Origin of the sequence: Myceligenerans salitolerans (genome assembly GCF_017349295.1) — a bacterium.
Taxonomy (GTDB): Bacteria; Actinomycetota; Actinomycetes; order Actinomycetales; family Cellulomonadaceae; genus Myceligenerans; species Myceligenerans salitolerans.
The window spans coordinates 51,599-71,527 of the sequence record NZ_JAFMPK010000046.1; the positions used below are offsets into that span (position 1 = coordinate 51,599).

Consider the following 19,929-nt stretch of genomic DNA (forward strand, 5'->3'; position numbering starts at 1 on the left):
TGTCGTGGCTCGTGGAGGTATGCGTGGTGGGGACCTCTCCCCATACCCTCGCGCGCCCCGCGAGGACGGGGCCCGCCGGCGCGCCCCGGGTCACGGCCGGGACCGGGAAAGTCTCCGGGTCGAGGGATCGTGGCGCTAGCGTGGTGGTATGGACCTGCTCCTCACCATGATCCTGATCGTCCTGTTCACCCTCCTGGTCGTCAACGTCACCGGCAACCTCGGGCCGTCGGCGAGGAGCCTGCGCAGGCTGGAACGCCGGCTCGACGTCCTGCTCGACCGTCTCGGTGTCCCCGACCCCGCCACGGCCGTCGTCCCGGCGACGGCGCTCGCCGAGATCGACGAGCTCCTCGCCGCCGGCCGGACGAGGAACGCCGCTCGCGCCTACGTCGAGGCCTCCGGGGCGGACCCCGCGGAGGCCGCGGTGTGGGTCCGGCAGCGCGCCCCGTCCCGCGCGGGATCCTGAGACGTCCGCTCGCGTCTCGCGCGGCCCGCCGGAACCCGGCACCGGAGCAGTGGCCGGTCGCCCGCCGGACGGTCCGCCGGCGCCGCTTCTCGCCGTCGGCCGACGCCTGACCGTCGGCCGACGCCCGTGCGACCCCGTGACGTCCGCGGGATCCCTATAGGGTCGGCGTCGTGGCGACGATCGGTCTGGCGGCGATGCTCGAGGCGCTGCATCCGCGGGACGCGGTGGAGCTGGCGGTCTACGCGCAGGAGCGTGGCTTCGGCGGCGTGATGGCGACCGACCGGTACCAGCCGTGGACGGCCCGCCAGGGGCAGGCGGGATTCGTGTGGAACGTGCTCGGCGCGCTCGGCGAGCGGACCGAGGGAGACCTCGGCCCGGTCGCCGTGCCCGGGAGCCGGATGCATCCCGCCGTGCTCGCGCAGGCGTCGGCGACGCTGGCCGCCATGAACCCCGGGCGCCACTGGCTGGGCGTGGCGAGTGGCGACGCCGTCGACGAGCACGTCACCGGCGACTACTGGCCCGAGGCGCCGGGCCGCATCGCGCGGCTGTTCGAGGCCGTCGACCTGATCAGGAAGCTGTTCGCGGCACCGGCCGGCCGGGACGTCCGCTTCGCCGGACAGCACTTCCGGCTCGAGGCGACGCGGCTGTGGACCGCGCCCGAGACCGCGCCGCAGGTTCTCGTCGCCACGGGCGGCCCGGTCACCGCGCGCCGCGCCGGCCGCCAGGCGGACGGCCTCATCACGATGGCCGCGCCACCGGAGCGGCTCGAGGTGCTGCTCGACCGGTTCGGCGCGGGCGCGCGAGAAGCCGGCAAGGACCCCGACGCGATGCCGAAAGTGGTCCAGGTCCCGGTCTCCTGGGCACCGGACGCCACGCGGGCACAGGAGCAGCTCCTGGCCAATCCGCCGATCGGTGCGGCGCGTCTGCCCCGGTCGGACCTGCGGTCCCCGCACGACGTCGCCGCCGTGGCCCGACTGCTCCGGCCGGACGACTTCGCGGGCCGGGTCCTCGTCTCGGACGACCTCGGGGAACACCGCGCCCACCTGCAACGCCTGCTCGACCTGGGCTTCGACCGCGTCTACGTGCACGACGCCGGTCCGGACCCGCGCGCCTGGATCGACGCCTACGCATCCGACGTGCTCCCGCACCTGACCGCTTAGCCCGCCGGGCCGCCGGCGTGCCTGCCTGGCCCGACGGCGTGCCCGCCGGGAGACAATGCCGCCATGCACCGCCTCACCGTGTGGGCGCCCGACGGGCTGCCCGAGATCACGCCCGGAACCGACCTCGGCGCCGCCATCGGGGACCTGCTCGCCGCGCAGGACCCCGAGGACCGTCCTGCCGACGGCGACGTCGTCGCCGTGACCTCGAAGATCGTGTCCAAGGCGGAGGGGCGCGCCGTCGCCGCCGCGGACCGGGAACAGGCGATCACGGACGAGACGGTTCGCGTCGTCGCGGTGCGCGAGCGCCCGGACGGCCCCCCGCTGCGGATCGTGGAGAACGGCCTCGGCCTGGTGATGGCGGCCGCGGGCGTGGACGCGTCGAACACACCCGAGGGCACGGTGCTGCTCCTGCCGCGCGACCCCGACGCCTCCGCGCGCCGCCTGCGCGCGGCGCTGCGAGAACGGCTCGGGCTGACGCGCCTGGGCGTCGTCGTGACCGACACCGCCGGCCGGCCCTGGCGCGACGCCCTCGTCGACATCGCGATCGGTGCCGCCGGTATCACCCCCACCGACGACCTGCGCGGCGGCACGGACAGCCACGGCCGGCCCCTGAACGTCACGGTCACCGCCGTCGCCGACGAGGTCGCCTCCGCCACCGAGCTCGTCCGGGGCAAGGCGACGGGCCGCGCGGTCGCGGTCGTGCGCGGCCTGGCCCGGTACGTGTCCGACGACGACGGCCCGGGCGCGCGGTCGCTCGTGCGCCCCAGCACCGACGACCTGTTCCGCGAGGGCTCCCGCGAGGCCTACGAACGGGGCCTGAAGGACGCCCGCGACCTCTAGGCCGCCGGCGTGGGCTCCACCACCGGGGTCGGGTCGAGGGCGACCACGTCCACGCGCGACTCCCGGCCGTCCGGGCAGGTCGCCAGGCCGACGCCGCCGACGTACTCCTCGAGTGTCTGCAGCAGCTTGAGCGGCGTCGCGAGAATCATGTGGAACCCGAAGTCCCGGAAGGTGTCCATCGCGGTGCGGGTGAACTCGGTGTCGGCCTTGTCGAACGCCTCGTCCAGGATGACCGAGCCGTAGGCCGGCGTCGTCCCGTCCTCCAGGGTCGAGAGGCGGTAGCGCAGGGCGGCGGCCAGGCAGAACACCACGAGCTTCTGACGCTGGCCACCGGACAGCCCGGCCGACGACTCGTGGACGTCCAGCGTCAGGCCCGCCCCGTCGAGCTCCACGCCCGTGAACCGGACGTGCCGCCGGGTGTCCAGGCACAGCGCCCGCCACGCCCGGTCGGCCGGGTCCGCCGACGCCAGCCGCCGCATGAGGCGCTCCAGCCGTGGCATCGCGGTGCCCCGGTCCGCCGCCAGGCCGTCCAGCACGTCCAGGAACTCACGTACCGCCGCCGGCTGCTGCTCCTTGACGCGGATCTCCAGATACCGTCCGGGCGCGTACTCCGACCGGCGCAGCGACTCGTTCACCGGGACGATCCGCTCGCGGATCACCGACGGTGCCTGGCGGATCTCCGCCGCGAGCCGGTCCAGGGCACGCTGCGCCCCGCCGGACAGCATCTGCTCGAGCTCGTCCTCCAGCGCGGGCAGCCGACGGGTGCGGATCTCCTCCGCGAGCGCGAGGTAACGCCCCCGGTCCCCGACACCGGCGCCGATGTCCCGCGTCAGGGCGGGCCAGGTCCGCCGGAACTCACCGAGCAGCTCCGTGATCTGGCGCTCGGCGGCCCCCGAGCTGCGCAGCCCGGCCTCGCGCTCGCCGTCGAGCGCCCGCGACACCACGAGCGACACCTCGTCGACCACGTCGTGCGTGACCGTCTCCCGGACCTCCGCGTACCGCCGCTCCAGCTCGGCGCGATGCTCCTGGGGGATCGTGCCCGCCACCGTCCCGCGCAGCTCGTCCACCACCCGCTCGATCGACCGCCGCGCCGCCCGCGCCTCCGCGAGCACGTCCGCCGCCACCGACGCGGCCGTGCGGGCCGCGGACAGCCGCCGCTCCGCGCCCGTCACGTCGTGCTCCGCCGCCGCGAGGTCCTGCGTCCCGGTCAGGAGCGAGTCGAACGTCCGCTGCGCCTCGGCGAGGTCCTGCTCGGCCGACTCGATGTCGACGTCGTGCCACTCCCGCCGCTGCACCTGCCGCAGGGCGAACGCCCGCTGCAGCCGCTCCCGCTCGGCGGCCGTCGCGGCGGCGACGGCGTCCTCCGCCGCGGTGAGGCGGGCCTGCACCTCGCGAGCCCTGCCCAGCAGGTGGTCCAGCTTCTCCGTGACGTCCGTACCCAGCACCCAGGTGGCCGGATCGGTCGCGGTGTCGTCCTTCGTCACGTGGTCGCTCGCGTGCTTCACCTGACCCGCGAGAGTGACGGCACGGTCGGCGTCGTCGAGCCCGGAGGCATCGGTCACGCACAGGTAGTCGTAGTCCGACAGGTGACGCTGCAGCCACCCCGACGCGGGCCCGTCCGCCACCTCGACCTTGTGGACCAGGGAGTCCGGGCCCGACGCCGCACGAGGCGCGTCCTGGCGCACCCCCACCACGCGGTACTCGAGGCGCGTACCGAGATCCGCCGCGTCGACGGCGTCCCGTACGGCGTCCCGGTGCGCCGACGGCACCAGCAACGTGGTGGCCAGCGGCCGCAGCACGCGCTCGATCGCGCCCGTCCAGCGCTCCTCACCGGGCCGGATCCGCAGGAGCTCCGCCGCGAACCGCAACGTCGACTCACTGATCCCGGTCGCGTCGCACACCGCGCGCCGGGCGGCCAGCAGATCGGCCGGCAGGTTGCTCCCCGAGGTCCGCAGCGCCTGCACCTGCGCCGAGATCCTGGCATGCTCGGCGGCGACCGCCGCACGCGCCTCGTGTGCCTTGCGCATCTGCGCCGCCGCGCCCGTGAGCACCGGCATGGCCCCGGTCGCGGTACCGGCCGCCTCGCCGGTCGACAGCTCCGACCGGGCCAGCTCCCGCAATGCCGAGAACTCGCCGAACGACTCCGGCACGGTCAGCCCCACCGACTCCAGGTCCGCCGCGAGCTCGGCGCGCCGGGTACGCCTCAGCGCCGCGATCTCCCCCGCGCGCTGGAGCCGGTCACCCTGCGTGGCCAACGCCTGGCCACCGCGTACCTGCAGCACGCTCACCGCCTGCCGGTGGGCGCTCGTGGCCTGTTCCACCTCGGCGTCCGCCGCGTCACGGTCGTGCGCCGCCGCGTCCTCGTAGCGCTGCGCCTCCCCGAGCGCGGCCGAGGCGAGCTCCAGCTTGAGCGCGTCCCGGTACGGCTCCAGCGACCCGTGCAGGGTCGCGGCCCGGACCGCGGACCGGGCGCCCTCGTCGAACCCCCGGCACAACGGGGCGAGCCGGTCCAGCGCCTCCAGCTGCCGCCGCGCGTCCGCGATGCGGCCGTGCGCCCGGGACACCTCGGCGAACTGCTGCGCCGCCGCCTCGGCGAGACCGAACGTGATCGGCTCGTCGAGCATGTAGTCGCGGAACAGGTCGTCCAGGCTGCCCAGGTTCTTGGCCGACTGGGTGCGGTGCAGCAGCACGAGCGCGCTCGGGTCACCGACGCCGAGGCGCTCGCTGAACGCGGCGGCGAAACCGGCGTGCCGGTCCGACACCGTGGCCTCGGGCAGGTGCCCGCGCAGCCCGGGCGCGTCGAGCCCGGTGCGGACGAAGGGCTCCAGATCGAGGAGCTCGGTCTCGCCGGGCTGGTACACGTACAGGTCCACGGGCTGCGCGGCGGTGCGGCGCAGGAGCATGAGCCGGACGAGCGTCACGACCTGGCCGGCGCCGTCCTCGTAGCGCAGCAGCACCCCGCTCCAGGTCGTGGCCGGACGCAGGGTCTCGGCGACGGCCTCGCCGGTGGCGCCGTCGGTACGGTGCCGCCAGGCGCCGCGCACGTAGCTCGTCACCGACCGGTCCTCGCGGCCTCCCGCCACGGCCGCGGCGGCCGCCGCGTTGAACCGGAGTTCGGACGGTGGCGTGAGGATCGCGGCCACGGCGTCGACCAGGGAGGACTTGCCCGAGCCGGAGTGGCCGGTCAGCAGGAACCCCTTGCGCGCGACGTCGATGCGGTGGTGACCCGTGAACGTGCCCCAGTTCACCACCTCGATGCGGGCGAGACGCCACTGCCCGGGTCGTGTGCTGCTCTGCGTGCTCACAGGCCCTCCCTGCTGAGTCGTGCGTACTCGGCCTGGACGGCCTGGATCTCGTCGGCTCCGAACAGGGTGCGCAGCACGGGCGCCACCACGCAGCGCCGGCCCGGGCCGACGGCGCGCAGGATCCCGGCCTCGACGAGCCGGTCCCACGCGGTCGCGATCCCCACGTCGAAGCCGGTGCCGTACCCGGACGCCCCGCTGCCGCTGCGGCGCCGGAACGCGTGCAGGTGGTCGACGACGTCGTCGAGCTCGACCACCACCTCCTGGCCGGGCGACTCCAACAGGCGGGTGCGCAGGTGCAGCAGGAGCACCGTGTCGAGGAAGGTCAGCGGGACCTCGCGGACCACCGCGGGCGCGTCGGGGGCGGACGTCGCGTCACGGACGAACGCGATCTGCTCGTCGTGGTCCACGACGACGTCCAGGTACATGTCGGCGAGCCGGCCGCGGACCGCGTCGAGGTGGGTCAGGAGCTCCGCCCACGTCTCGTCGTCGTCGGCCGCGGAGAGGTACGGGCCTCGCACCAGGGAAGCCAGCACACGCCGGGCGGCGGCCGGGAGGGTGCCCGGGTCACCGGGCCACAGGCGGGCGGTCGCCGCCTCCGTGCCGGTGTCCGACGACGCCGGACCGCCAGGCGCGGGGACGCCCTCGGGCGCGGTGGGGTGCTGCCCGGTGTCGCCGGGACGTCCCGGCCGGACGACGCGTGCCGTACCGCTGCCCCCCGGGCGCGAGGTGCTCAGATGTTCCATGGGTCCGGTCACGGGACGGGCTCCTCGAAGCGGTGGCGGGGTATTCGGGCGCGGCGCAGGGTGCCTCTGGACCCCGACCAGGTGATGTCCTCGCTGTCACCGTCACGTCGTCCGTGCCGCTCCGCGAGCGACAGCAGGCCGACGACGCTCGCCAGCCCCTGCGTCGCCGGATGGGCCCGGAGCACGTCGCCGATGGTGGCGGTGCCTCGCCGGGTGACGACGTCGTTCACGTTGCCGCGCAGCTCGTCCTCGTCGATCTCCGCGGACCGGGCGAGCGTGCGCAGCGCCGCGAGGTCGGCGGGAGCGTCGGTGGACGGGGGGCGCGGCCGGACGAGCGGAGCGGGCCGGTCGTCGGCGGGGTCGTGCGGGCGGATGCCCGCGGGGGAGTCGGGGCCGACGGCTCCCAGCTTGAGGGTGAGGTGGGTCGGCGTCTGCGGGGTCACCGTGTCGGCGAGGTCGAGCGCGGTGGCCTCGGCGGCCCGGAGCAGGCCCGCGAGCGCCTGCTCCTCGGGCAGGTCGCCGGAACGTGCCGCCCGCTGGAGCGCGCGGCGCAGCGCCGTCATCGTGCCGGTCGCGTCGTCCGTGGCCGAGCGCAGACGTCCCACCAGCTCCCGGAGGGCGGTCACCTCGTCCGGCGTGAGCTCGGCGGCGGCGCCGGGAGCCCGGAGCAGCCGGGTGACGTGTCCCAGGGCGTCGTGCTCGCCCGCGTCGAGCACGGTCCGGAAGTCGATGAGGTTCCGTCCGGCCGGGGTCTCGGCGAGGTGGTCGACACCGCGGAACACGTCGTCGACGAACGCGTCCCGTGCGGGACCGGACTCGGTGAGACCGCGGCGCAGTTCGGCGTCGGTCGACGTGAGGGCGGCGCGGACGCGGAGGAGGTCGGCCGGGACATCGGCGGCGAGCGCGAGGATCTCGCGGGCGCGCTCGGCGGCCTCCGCGGGCTCGAGGACGGCGGTGGTCCCGCGCCGGACGCCCTCGATCTCGGTGTCCAGCCTCGCCCGTTCGGCGCGGAGCGCGGAGAGCCGGACCTCGCGGTCCGGCTCGACCGCGTCGGCAAGGTCGCGCAGGGCGTCCAGGACGATGGACAACCGCGTCGGTGTCGCGACGGGGTGAGGCCGGGCGAGACCGGCGACGAAGCTGATCGCGGCGAGGGCTCCGTCGGACAGTTCGAGCTGTTCCGGGCCCGTCTCGTCGCCGGCGCGCACGCTCGGCCGGCGCACGAGGACGCCGTCGCGCAGCCACTCGGACACCTGAGGGCCCGCGGAGTGGGGGAGCGTGAACCCCTGGCGCCGCAGCTCGGCGATGTCGTCCTCGAGGCGTTCGACGAGGTCGGCCTCGGGCAGCCGGCGGACGTCCCCGGCGAGGTGCTCACGCAGAAGGGTGATGGCGGCCGCCGCGTCCCCCGACCGCAGCAGCATCCACGCGGGATGCTCGGCGGCGAGGCGTCGCGCGGTACGCGCGATCGAGACGGTGCTCATGTGCGCAGAGAGTACTGGGTCTGGCTGACCGGCACGTGACGCCTAATACCCGACGACGATATAGGGCGCAACCTTTCGCGGGGCACCGGTTGCCTGGGCGTGACAGTGGAAAACTAGATGAATAGGCTCGGGGCACGACAAGGTCTGCCGGCGGATTGCCGACCGGCGGGCCTTGTCGTGCGTCCAGCCAGGTATCGAGCACGGAGGAACCGTGAGCACAGCAGCCGAGATCGTCGCCCGGGTCCGCGGGGAGCGGCAACTGAGCATGAGCCTGCTCGCCGAGCTGGCGGGTGTCTCACGATCCACCGTCAGCCGGATCGAGTCGGGCAAGTTCGAACCCACCTTCGCGCTGCTGCAGCGTGTCGTGGAGGCTGCCGGATTCACCATCGACGCGGCACCCGAGGTGCCGGGCGCGCAGGGGTAGACCCCGGGGAACCCGGAGGCGACCCGTGTGCGGACCGTGCGTGCCCTGGCGGCATCATGCCGGTGATCCCGCTCCGTGCGGCATCACTGGCACGGGGTCGTGAAACGGGTGAATCTTCCGCTACGTTGTCTCCGCATGCCGCTGGTAATCGACCGGAAGCGCGTGGCGACATGAACGAAGAGGCCCGTCATCGGGGGCCGACGGGAGGGGGCGTGACGCCCGCTCGTGCCGTGCGGCGCTCTGAGACGTATGGTCCCGATATGCCGAACGTCAGGATCCCCGCGGGGGTGCGGGAGGACGTCGAGACACTGTGGGCGTATCACGACCTGCGGCAGGATCCTCGTGAGGTCGATGTGTGCATCGGTCTGGGCGGGCACGACACCGGAGTCGCCGACTACACCGCCGATCTCTACCACCAGGGGTACTTTCCCCGGATCGTCTTCACCGGCGCCAACGCCACCACGACGCTCGAGGCGTTTCCTCACGGCGAGGCCGTGGGATACCGCGAACGGGCCGTCGCGCAGGGTGTCCCTGACGAAGCCGTCCTGATCGAACCACGTGCCCGGAACACCGCCGAGAACGTCGAGTACAGCCGCAAGGTGCTCAGTGAGCACTCGATCGAGGCGAGGTCGGTCATGTTCGTCACGAAGCCGTACCACCAGCGGCGCGTCTTCGCGACGTGCCAGGTCGTGTGGCCCGAGGTGGAGGTGTACTGCGTCTCCCCACCGCTTCCGCTCGACGAGTACGTGACGAGCATCGGCGACGTGGACCGGGTGATCGACATGCTCGTCGGGGACACGCAGCGGCTGACGGTCTACGCGGAGAAGGGCTACATCGCCACGGACCAGGAGGTCCCCGGAGACGTGCAAGGAGCGTTCGACCGCCTCGTGGCCGCCGGCTACACGAGCCGCCTCGTCCCTGAGGAGCCGGCCCGCGTCTGACGGGCGGCTCGGGGCGACGCCGGCCGCGCCGTCGGACACGACCACCGCGCACGGTGGGACGGGCTCCGGCATGACGGGCTTTGGGGACAAGTCTGGCGGGTCGCAGCGAATTCCGTTACGTTCGAACACATGAACTGGAAGCAGATCATCGCGCTCGCTGCGTCGATCGGCACGATTGCGAGTCCGATCGATCTGATCCCCGACGCCATTCCCATCCTCGGCCTGTCCGACGACGCCGTCGCCGTCGTCGTGGCCGGGTACACGCTGTACAAGGCTGTCAAGGCATTCCGTGCCGCTCGCATGGCGAAGGCGGCCGGCGGCGCCGCGAGGAATGCCGCGGACGCCGCCAAGGGCACCACGAAGCCGGGCGGCACCTCACCGGGGACGACGCCACCCGCCGCCAACGGCGCGAAGATCATCGTGGACCCGGGGGACCAGCCCGGACGGCGGAAGTAGGCGGCACGTGCCGGCCTGACTTCAGCGACATGTAATGACGTCGGGTCTTTGCCCGGTTCTGGTAGCTTCGCTTTCATCATGAGCGATGGGAGTCAGACGGTGCGCGAGCCTGGTGCGGAACAGAACGTCGTGGAGGTCGCTGAGGACGCCGTGGCGCGGGAAACGCCCGTCGCCTCCGAGGTCCCCGCCGCGCGGGCTGCCGACGCCCAGCCGGCCACGGCGGGTGGTGCCGAGGCGGCGATGCCGGCCGATGCGGCGCCGAGCGACGTGAGGCCGGCCGAGACGGCGCAGGCTGCCGACGCGGTGCCGGGCGACGTGGCGCCGGGCGACGGGGTGCCGGCCGACAGCGCGGCAGCCGACACGGAGCGACGCGGGGGTGGTCTCGAGGAGCGCGCGGCGGAGGCGCTGCACGCGCTCGTCGAACGGGGCGCCGAGAGGATCCCCGGCGACCAGGGCAGCACGGTGTCCCGGTTCGCCGTCGCGCTCCTCTCGTTCGGCAGCGCCATGACCGAGCGTGGCCGGGACAAGGAGGAGAAGGGCACCTCCGCCCTGGTGCGGGACGCCGTCCAGGTCTTCAAGAGCCTCGACGACGACCCGGGCAAGCAGCGCGAGGCGATGGAACGGGCACTCACCGACCTCAGCTCCAATCTCGTCGGCGAGCAGGAGCGGGGCAAGGCGCTCGACGTCGCCCAGCAGGCGATGGGCCTGTGGCGCAGCGCGCGCGGCGCGGGGCTGGCCACATCGGACGACGCCTTGTCGCTCCGCTCGCTCGCGGGGATGCTGCGGCGCAACGGTGACGAGGACGGTGCCGCGCAGACCGAGGAGGAAGCGCGCAGGCTGGAACGGTAGAGACCCGCGGGAGCCGCCGCTGCGGCCCCCGCCGGTCCTCGGTTCGTCCCCGAGGCAGGCCGGGGGCGGCGTGTCCCGTCGGTCCGTGTGCCCGCCGGGTCGTCGCAGGCCGTCTCAGCGCACCATGCGGATCTCCGTGATGCCCGCGAACGCGTCGTCGGTGATGCGTGCACCCTCGACGACGAAGCCGTTGCGTTCGTAGAACCGTCTCGCCCGGGCGTTGTCCTCGGCGACCCAGAGCTGACACGGCGTGCCCGGTGCGACGACCGCGTCGAGCAGGGCCTGGCCCACGCCCGTTCCGTGGTGGCCGTCCAGGACGTAGAGCATCCACAGCTGCGAGTCGCGCACCGGTGCCACTCCGTGCTGCCGCAGCGCCGGGGACGCGTGCGCGATACCGACGATCTCGTCGTCGACCTCCGCGAGCGTCGGCGCGAACCCGCGCATCAGCGATCGCTGCCAGCTCCTGGTCCGCTCGGCGAGGGTATGGGTGCTCCAGAACTCCGCGGGAAGCAGGCCGCCGTACGTGCTCACCCAGGTGGCGTGATGGACCCGTGCCCCGGCCCCGGCGTCGGCGAGCCGGGCGGTCCGCAGTCTCATGCCGCGGTGGCCCGGCCCTCGTCCGGGTCGTCCTCCGCGCGAAGGCGCGGCTCGACGCGGTTCTCCGGGCGGACACCCGACTTGTCCGCGTAGAAGGCGCGCAGACGGTCCATGTCCGCACGCACGTCGCCCGTCATCCGCAGGGAGGGGCCGAGGCCGGCGACCCGCCGGTCGCCGTCGACGTAGCCGAGCGTCACCGGCATCCCGGCCGCTCGCGCGATCCGGTAGAAGCCCGACTTCCAGTACCCGGAGCCCGCGCCGCGTGTTCCTTCCGGTGTGACGACCAGATGCGACACCGTGCCCGTCCGCATGCCCCCGAGCAGCTGGTCGACGAGGCCGGCCGGGTCGTTCCGGTCGACGGCGACACCGCCGAGCGCCCGGATCAGTCCACCGAACGGGCCCCGCAGCCACGAGTCCTTGATGAGGAACTTGATACGCACGTCGAGCTCCCACGCGATGGCGAGCATCAGGAAGAAGTCGGTGTTGGAGGTGTGCGGCGCACCGACGAAGACGGTCGGCTCGTCCGGCGCCTTGCTGGGAGCGAAGCGGTAGCCGGTACAGAGCCAGACGAGCCGCGCCCCCGTACGCCGGGCGGCGCGGGTGACGACGGACGGGCGGGTGCGAGGCATGGGCGTCCTTGGTCTCGGGGAGGTGAATTCCCAGTCTGGCAGATCTGCCGGGGCGCAGGATCTCTGCCGCGGCGCAGGACCGCGGGGCACGCCGTCGTCGGGGGCCACCGACCCCCCGCGCGGGCGTGGGCCCGTGGCGACCGTGTGTCCGCCGCTAGGCCGCGGCGCCGTACGCCTCGTCGATCTGCTTCATGCGCCGGTGCTTGCGCACACCGCGCACGATCATCCACAGCCCGATCGCGAACAGGACGAGCACGGGGATCATGAGGAACGGCAGCGTGATGCCGAGGAACGACACCCCGACGGCCGCCACGTCCTCCACCGTGCTCATCACCGGCGCGGCGGTGCCGCCGCTGACGGTGTTCGTGATCACCCGGCCCCCCGCCTTGGCCGCGTGCACGACGAGCGCCAGCACGATGCCGATCACGACCGTGACCCACTCGCCGCCGGCCACGAAGGCCTCCGGGTCCTGGACGGTGACCGTCTCGGACGCCGCCCCCGCCCCGAACGCGATACCGCCGGCCGTGGGGCGCACGACGGTCTGGACCACGTCGTTGACCGAGTCCAGGGCCGGGATCTTGTCCGCGGTCATCTCCAGGACCAGCAGGACCGCGAGGATGGCCATCACCCACGGATTCTCCAGCCATCCCCAGCCGGACGGCAGCGTGAGGAGATCACTGAAGCGGGACAGGAGTCCGAGCAGGAGCAGCGGGATCCAGGCGTTGACGCCGGCCGCCATGGCCAGGCCGCTACCGGTGGCGAGTTCGAGCATGCGTCGAGTGTTCCACGGGACACCGACACCGCACCACGAAATGCCGCCCTTGTCCGATCCGTGATCTCCGTCGCGAGGCAACGATCCGCCACGCCCCGGCGTCACCCCCAGTGAACGCGCGGTGCGCAGAGGCGCCGCCAGTCGTCAGAGAGGCCATCATGCGCAGGATTTCCCTACGGATCACCGCGGCCGTCGCCGCACTGGTGGTGGGTGCGACAACCGCCGCCGGCGCCGCGCCGGACACCGCTTCCCCACCCCCGGGTGGGCAGGAGCCGGCCGTCACGTCGTTCCCGTCCGGCAGGGTCACCGTCACGCTCCTCACGGGGGACCTCGTGTCCTTCGCCCCGGACGCGGACCACCCCTCCGGCGGGTCCGTGACCCGGATCGACGCGGCACCGCGTCCCGGCGGCGAACCCGTCTCCTTCCGGCGGACGGCGGCCGACGGCACCACGCTCGTCATCCCGTCCGACGTCGCACCGCTGGTTCCCGCGAGCCTCGACCCGTCGTTGTTCGACATCGTGGCCCTCGCCGCCGCCCAGGGACACGGCGCCCCCGGCATCGGCCGGCCGCAGGAGCGACAGGGCCGGCCGCCCGTCGAGATCGCTCCGGACACCGCCACCCCGGTCATCGTGCGCGGTGGCGACGACCTGCCCGGCGCGCCCGCCGCTCGTACGCTGGAGTCGATCGACGCCACGGCGGGCACCCTCGCCCCCGCACACCCGGGCGCACGCGCCACGGCGTCCGCCCCGCCGCAGCCGGGCACGACGAGGCCGGAGCCGGGTACGACGACGCTGGACGCACCGGGCGTGACGTCCCGGGCCGCGGACGCGCCGGCCGGCGCTCCCGTCCCCGACACGAACGCCTCCGGGACCAGGACCCTGCTGAAGGCGCTCGCCGGCGGCCCGGCGGCGCGCCGGGCCGGGACCGCGCCGAAGGTCTGGCTCGACATGCCGGTGCGGGCGACCGACTCCGACAGCGCACCGCAGGTGGGCGCGCCACAGGCCTGGGACGCCGGGTACACCGGCGAGGGCGTCACCGTCGCCGTCCTGGACAGCGGGATCGACACGACGCACCCGGATCTCGCGGACTCCGTCGTGGCGGAGCGGAACTTCACCGACGACACGGACGCCACCGACGGCCAGGGTCACGGCACCCACGTCGCGTCGATCCTCGCGGGAAGCGGTGCCGCCTCGGGCGGTGCGCACCGGGGGATCGCGCCGGACGCCGAGCTGCTCAACGCGAAGGTCCTCGACCGGTACGGCGACGGACTCGTGTCGTGGTCGATCGATGCCCTCGAGTGGGCGGCCACCCAGGGCGCCGACATCGCGAACATGAGCCTCGGCCAGCCGTGGGTGTACACGGACGGCACCGATCCGGCGTCGCTCGCCGTCGACGCCGTCACCGAGCGCCACGACATGCTCGTGGTGGCCGCCGCGGGCAACGACGGCCCCGGCCGGCACACGGTCACCCCACCCGGGACGGCGACGAGCGCGCTCACTGTCGCGGCCGTCGACGACGCCGACGAGCAGGCATGGTTCTCCAGTGCCGGCCCGCGGTTCGGGGACCACGCCCTCAAACCGGAGATCGCCGCGCCGGGCGACGCGATCATCGCGGCCCGCGCCGCCGGCACCACGCTGGGCGACCCCGTCGACGACCTCCACACCTCGCTGAGCGGCACCTCCATGGCCACGCCGCACGTCGCCGGTGCCGCCGCCGTGCTGGCCCAGCAGCGCCCGGAGCTGTCGGCCGCCCGGCTCAAGTCCGTCCTCATGACGAGCGCCCAGGACGCGGCGCCGAACACCTGGCAGGAGGGGGCGGGACGGCTCTGGATCCCCGGCGCGCTGGACCAGCGGATCACGGTGGCGCCGGCGTCGCTCTCGCTCGGCCTCCTGGAGTGGCCGCAGCGAGCCGTGACCCGCACGCTCACCTACACCAACCCGGGCGGGACCGGCCTCACGCTCGACCTCGCCGCCACCCTGCGGTCCGACGACGACGGCGCCGTCCCCGACGGCCTCCTCACGCTCGGCGCGGAGCGGCTCACGGTCCCGGCGGGCGGCTCGGCCACGGTGGACGTCACGATCGACGCGAGCCTCACCGCCGGCGGGCTGTTCAGCGGTGAGGTACGGGCCACGGACGGGGACGGGCGCTCGCTGCGAACCGTGGTCGGCCTGTCCGACGAACCCGAGTCGCACGTGCTCCGCGTCGAGGCGACCGGACGCGACGGCGCGCCGGCCGGCGTGGACGACTGGGTGACGATCATGCGGCTCGAGAACTCGGACGACTTCTTCGAGTTCCCGTCCTTCCCCGCGGACGGCGTGCTGGAGTACCGCGTGCCCGCGGGCACCTACCACGTGGGCGGCTTCGTGACCGACGGCGGCCCGGGGCACGGCTCCCTGACGGCGGTGAGCGCTCCGGAGGTCACCGTGGACCGCGACGTGACGGTCACGCTCGACGCGCGGGACGCCGTGCCGGCCGACGTGCGCACCCATCGTCCCGCCGAGCGGGAGTCGGCGGGACTGAGCCTCGTGCGGGAGCTCTCGGGTGCCTCGTGGACGCACGACGCCGCATCGGCGGTGCCCGGCCAGGAGCTGTACGCGCTGCCCACGGACCGGGTGCGCCAGGGCGAGTTCCGGCTGCTCACCGAGAACCATCTGCGGGCGCCGGACGGCGCGGCGTCGTACCGCTACGACCTGATCGCCGTGCACGACGGCGCGATCCCGCGCGACCTCTCCGAGGTCGCCGGTCCCCGGACGACGGCGACGATCACGCTGGACCACCGTGCGAGCGGGGACGGCCGGCAGGTCGAGTCCTTCACCTCCGCGGGCGTCCGGAACATCGGGAGGTGGGAGACGTCCTGGACGGTCGCCGCGCCCGCGACGGTCACGCAGTACGTGTCGACCGGTCCGGACGTCACCTGGGCGCACGGGGCATCACCGGTGTCCTGGCAGGACGGCTGGCCGCTGCCGCTGATGTCGGCGGACCGGTCCTTCGAGCCGGGGCAACGGGTCAGGGAGACGCTGCTGGGGCAGATCCACCACGGCGGGTTCGGCGCCGGCCCGGTGAACGCGGACGCTGCGTCGGTCCACCGCCGCGCGGACGGGTTCCTGAGTGCCACGCTCCCGCCGTGGGTGGACGACGCCGGGCACGCGGCCCGGGAGCCGGTCGACGAGTTCACCACCAGCCGCCTGAGGTTGTGGCGCGACGGCGAGCTCCTGGCCGACGAAGGGTTCTCCCCGAGCGTCTTCGCCGAGGTGCCCGACGCCGAGGCGGCGTACCGGCTGCGTCTCGACCTGGCGAGGGACGCCGGGTGGTGGCCGCTGTCGACGCGGGTCAGCACGGACTGGACGTTCCGTTCGGGCGCCGTCGACGAGACCACCGCCCTGCCGCTGCTGCGCTTCGACTACGGCGCACGGCTCGACGGCCGTAACCGCGGCGAGGAGACCGAGCTGCTACGGGTCTCGGTCGGTCATCAGGAACTGTCGGCGGGTGGCCGGGTCGAGGGGATGAGGCTGTGGTGGTCCGCCGACGACGGTGACACGTGGCGGAGGGCTCCGGTCCGGGCGCGTGGGGACGGCCGTTTCGACGCGCGGGTCACCGTGCCGGGCGGCACCGAGCACGTCTCGCTCCGTGCGCAGGCGTGGGACGACGCGGGATCCACGATCGAGGAGACCGTGATCCGGGCGTACGCCGTGGACTGACCGGAGGTCACACGGCCTCCGCCCACGGTACGCGGCGCCGGCGGTGACGGGGACGGTTCCCGCTCAGCGCCGGCGCCGCAGGCCGTCGGGGCCGGCTGCCTGCCGCGCGCCGGGCCGGGTCCTCGCCGCGACGGTGTGGGAATCCCTCATTCGTGACGGTGCGGGATCTTGCTAAGGTCCCGAACAAATAGGACGTCGGCGTCCGTGACAGTCCCGAACACGAACCGAGGTGGTCAACGTGAGGTCCCGTCGAAAGCCGTTCCTCGTCGCGGTGCTCTCCGCCGTGATCCTGGCCGCGGGAGCGGCCCTCGTCCCCGGCACCGCCGCCTACGCCGAACCGGCGGAGTGCGCCTCCCCGGCGTGGAACAGCGGTGCCGTCTACGTGGGTGGTGACCCGGTCACGCACGGCGGCGGCGCATGGCGCGCCAAGTGGTGGACCCAGGGTGAGGAGCCCGGTACCACCGGCCAGTGGGGGGTGTGGGAGTCGCTCGGCGCCTGTGACGGCGGAGGAGGTGACGGCGGTGACGAGGAGCCCCCGGCCGGCGGGTTCGTGGTGAGCGAGGCCCAGTTCAACCAGTTCTTCCCGAACCGGAACCCGTTCTACACCTACTCCGGGCTGGTCGCCGCGCTCGACTCCTTCCCGGCCTTCGCCACCACGGGCAGCGAGACCGTGCAGCGCCGTGAGGCGGCGGCGTTCCTCGCCAACGTCTCCCACGAGACCGGCGGCCTGGTCCACATCGTGGAGCAGAACACGGCGAACTACCCCCACTACTGCGACACGTCCCAGCCCTACGGCTGCCCGGCGGGCCACGACCAGTACTACGGCCGGGGTCCGATCCAGCTCAGCTGGAACTTCAACTACAAGGCCGCGGGTGACTCGCTGGGTATCGACCTGTTGCACAACCCGAGCCTGGTGCAGAACGACCCGGCCGTCGCCTGGCGGACCGCGCTCTGGTACTGGAACACCCAGAGCGGCCCCGGCACGATGACGGGGCACGCCGCCATGGTGAACGGCGTCGGGTTCGGGGAGAGCATCCGGAGCATCAACGGCGCCATCGAGTGCGACGGCGGGAACCCGGCCCAGGTGCAGAGCCGTGTCGACAAGTACCGCAACTTCACCGGTCAGCTCGGCGTCGATCCCGGCGGCAACCTGTACTGCTGAGCCGCCACCGGAGGGGGCCCGCGCGGGCACCCTCCGGCCGGACACCGCCGGAGCCGCGGAGCGCCCTACGTCGTCCGGCTCCCGGCCAGGCCGCGCGCCGGAGCCGCCGGCCGGGACGGCGTCACGCCGGGCTGTGACGGGATGACCCGCCAGGTCATCACGGCGGCGGCCAGGGTCAGCGCGGCCGCCACGAGGCAACTGGTCTGCAGTGCGCCGACGAACGCGTCGCGTGCGGCGTCAAGCACCTCGGGGCGGTCACCGGCGGCGGCCACGGCGGAGGCCAGGGAGTCCGACACGCGCGCACCGACGTCGCCGGGCAGGTCCGGCGGGACGACGACGCGTGCGCGGTAGCCGAGCGTCACCAGCGAACCCAGGACGGCGACGCCGAGCGCGGCGCCGAGCTCGTACGCGGTCTCCGAGATCGCGGACGCGGCGCCGGCCCTGGCCGGTGGGACGGCCGACACGACCGCGTCCGTCGTCAGGGTCATCGCCAGCCCGACGCCGAGCCCCGTGGGCACGAGTGCGAGCGCGAGCCACACGTAGTGGTCGGCGCCCTCGGCGGCCGCGATCGCGGCCATCCCGAGCGCGGTGGCGGCCAGCCCGACGGCGATCGCCCGCCCGCGTCCCAGGCGTGCCACGGCCACGCCCACCACGGCCACCACGACGATCGAGGCGACCGTCGCGGGCAGCTCGGCCAGCCCGGCTCGCAGCGGGTCGAACCCGCGCACCAGCTGGAGGTACTGCGAGAAGAAGAACAGCAGGCCGGTCAGGGCGAAGATGGCGACCAGGTTGGCGAGCACCGCCCCGGTGAACGCCGGTACCCGGAACAGGTCGATGTCCAGCAGAGGGGCCCGGCCCCGGCTGCGGAGGCGCCGCTGGCGGCGCACGAACGCGACGCCGGCACCGGCCGCCGACACGAGAGCGCCGATCGTCAGGATGTCGAGGCCGGCGCTCACGGCATGCTTGACGCCGTAGACCAACGGCATGATCGCGGCGAAGGACAGGGCCGCGGAGAGCAGGTCGAGCCGGCCGGGTGCGGGGTCGCGTGACTCGGGCAGCAGCACGATCCCCGCGCCCACCAGTACGAGCACCACGGGGATGTTCACGAGGAAGACCGAGCCCCACCAGAAGTGCTCCAGCAGCACGCCGCCCACGAGCGGTCCGACGGCGGCTCCGGCGCCGGCGGACGCGGACCAGATCGCGATCGCCCGCGTGCGCTCCCGCGCGTCCGGGAAGATCGTGCGGATCAGCGAGAGGGTGGAGGGCATGAGCGTCGCCCCCGCGACGCCGAGCAGCAGGCGCGCCGCGATGAGGACCTCGGCCGTGGGCGCGAAGGCGGCGAGCGCCGAGGCGGCGCCGAAGGCGGCGGCACCGGTCAGGAGCAGTCGCTTGCGCCCGACCCGGTCGGCGATGGTGCCCATCGTGACCAGGAGCCCGGCGATCGCGAGGGAGTAGATGTCGCCGATCCAGAGCACCTCGGTCGCGGTCGCCGCGAGGTCGCGGGTCAGTGAGGGCACGGCCAGGTACAGGACGGTGCCGTCGATGGCGAGCAGGCCGACCGCCAGGACGAGGACGGCGAGCGCGGCCCAGCGACGCCGGTACGGGGCCTGCGGGACGGGAGCGGTCGTGGTCACGCGCTTACTGTACCGTCTGGACGGTACAGTAAGCGCGGGTGTGACGAATGTGGCAGGGTGAGGCGGCCGAACGGGAGGGGTGCAGTCAGGTGAGCAGGACGGCGGGACGTGACCGGGAAGCGACGCGACGCGCACTGCTGGACGCCGCGGCGCGGGTGGTGCGCGAACGCGGGGTCTCAGGTTCGCTGGACGACGTCGCCCGCCGGGCGGGGGTCTCCAAGGGAGGCCTGCTCTACCACTTCTCCGGCAAGGACGAGCTCCTGCAGGCCCTGGTGGTCGACCGCCTGGAACGGTTCCGGGCCGCCGTCCTCGCCGACGTCGCCGCGGACGACGAAGGCCCCGGGCGCCTCGTGCGGGCCTATGTCCGCGTGACCATCGACGCGGCGAAGGACGCCGCGGCCGCCCGCGAGGAGCTGGCGCTCATCGCGCACCTGTCCACCGTCGAGGCGGTCGGCGACCTCGCGCGGCAGGACTCGCGCCGGTGGCGCGAGGACCTCCGCGAGGACGGGCTGCCCGACGACCTGTGCGCTCTGGTCGTCGCGGCCGCCGACGGCGCCAGCGCCCAGCCGATCTGGGGCGACGAGTCGTCGGCGGCCGAGCTGGAGGCGCTGCGTGACCGCCTTCTGGAGATGACCCGCGCGTAACGCCGTCGCCCCTGGCCACGCCAGGGGCGGGCAAGGCTCTTCGCATCCGGGCTCACCGCTGCCACGGCGAGCAGTCCCCCGGGCGGCGCCGTGTGACGGCCGTCATATCACGTCCGTCCGCGCCGGCCGGTCGA

The 19,929-nt window shown here is 74.0% G+C and carries 17 protein-coding genes; 10 read left to right on the plus strand and 7 right to left on the minus strand.

Translation table 11 applies throughout. The features are described from left to right. Window positions 1-148: 148 nt before the first annotated feature. The 3 genes from J0911_RS13040 (at window position 149) to cofE (ending at window position 2,463) form a co-directional block, all read left to right on the plus strand. The gene (locus J0911_RS13040; RefSeq protein WP_207275896.1) at window positions 149-463 is read left to right on the plus strand and encodes a hypothetical protein; all 315 of its coding nucleotides are present in this window, start codon (window positions 149-151) and stop codon (window positions 461-463) included. A gap of 170 nt (window positions 464-633) precedes the next feature. Beyond that, window positions 634-1,623, plus strand: a complete 990-nt coding sequence (locus J0911_RS13045) for a TIGR03557 family F420-dependent LLM class oxidoreductase (protein ID WP_207275897.1) — start codon at window positions 634-636, stop codon at window positions 1,621-1,623. Between the two features lie 63 nt (window positions 1,624-1,686). Beyond that, window positions 1,687-2,463 carry a coenzyme F420-0:L-glutamate ligase gene (gene cofE / locus J0911_RS13050; protein ID WP_207275898.1) on the plus strand — a complete coding sequence of 259 codons (777 nt, stop codon included), beginning with the start codon at window positions 1,687-1,689 and terminating at the stop codon, window positions 2,461-2,463. Here cofE and J0911_RS13055 read toward each other — a convergent pair. From J0911_RS13055 to J0911_RS13065, 3 genes are read right to left on the minus strand one after another with little or no spacing between them, the layout of a single operon-like run. Further along, window positions 2,460-5,768, minus strand: coding sequence for an ATP-binding protein (locus J0911_RS13055; protein WP_207275899.1), 3,309 nt, complete (start codon window positions 5,766-5,768; stop codon window positions 2,460-2,462). The two genes, cofE and J0911_RS13055, sit on opposite strands and share 4 nt — an antisense overlap. Beyond that, window positions 5,765-6,523, minus strand: coding sequence for a DUF4194 domain-containing protein (locus J0911_RS13060; protein WP_307865068.1), 759 nt, complete (start codon window positions 6,521-6,523; stop codon window positions 5,765-5,767). Before J0911_RS13060 ends, J0911_RS13055 begins: the two co-directional genes overlap by 4 nt. Beyond that, window positions 6,520-7,989 (minus strand): DUF3375 domain-containing protein, encoded by a 1,470-nt coding sequence (locus tag J0911_RS13065; RefSeq protein WP_207275900.1) that lies wholly within the window; start codon window positions 7,987-7,989, stop codon window positions 6,520-6,522. The genes J0911_RS13060 and J0911_RS13065 overlap by 4 nt, the downstream gene beginning before the upstream one ends. 211 nt (window positions 7,990-8,200) lie before the next feature. On the opposite strand from J0911_RS13065, the gene J0911_RS20850 reads away from it, so the two are divergent. The 4 genes from J0911_RS20850 to J0911_RS13085 all read left to right on the plus strand — a co-directional run bounded on the left by J0911_RS20850 (window position 8,201) and on the right by J0911_RS13085 (window position 10,659). Then, complete coding sequence (locus J0911_RS20850) at window positions 8,201-8,413, plus strand: helix-turn-helix transcriptional regulator (RefSeq protein ID WP_307865069.1); 213 nt, start codon at window positions 8,201-8,203, stop codon at window positions 8,411-8,413. A gap of 260 nt (window positions 8,414-8,673) precedes the next feature. Beyond that, the gene (locus J0911_RS13075; protein ID WP_207275901.1) at window positions 8,674-9,354 is read left to right on the plus strand and encodes a YdcF family protein; all 681 of its coding nucleotides are present in this window, start codon (window positions 8,674-8,676) and stop codon (window positions 9,352-9,354) included. Window positions 9,355-9,483: 129 nt separating this feature from the next. Then, window positions 9,484-9,810 (plus strand): YkvA family protein, encoded by a 327-nt coding sequence (locus tag J0911_RS13080; RefSeq protein ID WP_207275902.1) that lies wholly within the window; start codon window positions 9,484-9,486, stop codon window positions 9,808-9,810. Between the two features lie 78 nt (window positions 9,811-9,888). Further along, window positions 9,889-10,659 carry a hypothetical protein gene (locus J0911_RS13085; RefSeq protein WP_207275903.1) on the plus strand — a complete coding sequence of 257 codons (771 nt, stop codon included), beginning with the start codon at window positions 9,889-9,891 and terminating at the stop codon, window positions 10,657-10,659. 114 nt (window positions 10,660-10,773) lie between these two features. On the opposite strand, the gene J0911_RS13090 is transcribed toward J0911_RS13085, so the two are convergent. The 3 genes from J0911_RS13090 to J0911_RS13100 form a co-directional block, all read right to left on the minus strand. Beyond that, entirely contained in the window at window positions 10,774-11,256 is a 483-nt protein-coding gene (locus J0911_RS13090) for a GNAT family N-acetyltransferase (protein WP_207275904.1), read from the minus strand. Next, window positions 11,253-11,885: a 1-acyl-sn-glycerol-3-phosphate acyltransferase gene (locus J0911_RS13095; RefSeq protein WP_207275905.1), complete on the minus strand. Its 633-nt coding sequence runs from the start codon at window positions 11,883-11,885 to the stop codon at window positions 11,253-11,255. The genes J0911_RS13090 and J0911_RS13095 overlap by 4 nt, the downstream gene beginning before the upstream one ends. 154 nt (window positions 11,886-12,039) lie before the next feature. Beyond that, window positions 12,040-12,657: a DUF4126 domain-containing protein gene (locus J0911_RS13100; protein ID WP_207275906.1), complete on the minus strand. Its 618-nt coding sequence runs from the start codon at window positions 12,655-12,657 to the stop codon at window positions 12,040-12,042. A 158-nt stretch (window positions 12,658-12,815) separates the two neighbouring features. On the opposite strand from J0911_RS13100, the gene J0911_RS13105 reads away from it, so the two are divergent. Both J0911_RS13105 and J0911_RS13110 read left to right on the plus strand, forming a co-directional pair. Beyond that, entirely contained in the window at window positions 12,816-16,355 is a 3,540-nt protein-coding gene (locus tag J0911_RS13105; RefSeq protein WP_207275907.1) for a S8 family serine peptidase, read from the plus strand. A 238-nt stretch (window positions 16,356-16,593) separates the two neighbouring features. After that, the gene (locus tag J0911_RS13110) at window positions 16,594-17,517 is read left to right on the plus strand and encodes a glycoside hydrolase family 19 protein (protein WP_307865070.1); all 924 of its coding nucleotides are present in this window, start codon (window positions 16,594-16,596) and stop codon (window positions 17,515-17,517) included. A 65-nt stretch (window positions 17,518-17,582) separates the two neighbouring features. Here J0911_RS13110 and J0911_RS13115 read toward each other — a convergent pair whose 3' ends face one another. After that, window positions 17,583-19,151 (minus strand): MFS transporter, encoded by a 1,569-nt coding sequence (locus J0911_RS13115; RefSeq protein ID WP_207275908.1) that lies wholly within the window; start codon window positions 19,149-19,151, stop codon window positions 17,583-17,585. 89 nt (window positions 19,152-19,240) lie between these two features. Here J0911_RS13115 and J0911_RS13120 point away from each other — a divergent pair, with 89 nt between their 5' ends. Further along, window positions 19,241-19,795 carry a TetR/AcrR family transcriptional regulator gene (locus tag J0911_RS13120; protein ID WP_207275909.1) on the plus strand — a complete coding sequence of 185 codons (555 nt, stop codon included), beginning with the start codon at window positions 19,241-19,243 and terminating at the stop codon, window positions 19,793-19,795. The last annotated feature ends 134 nt before the right edge of the window (window positions 19,796-19,929 follow it).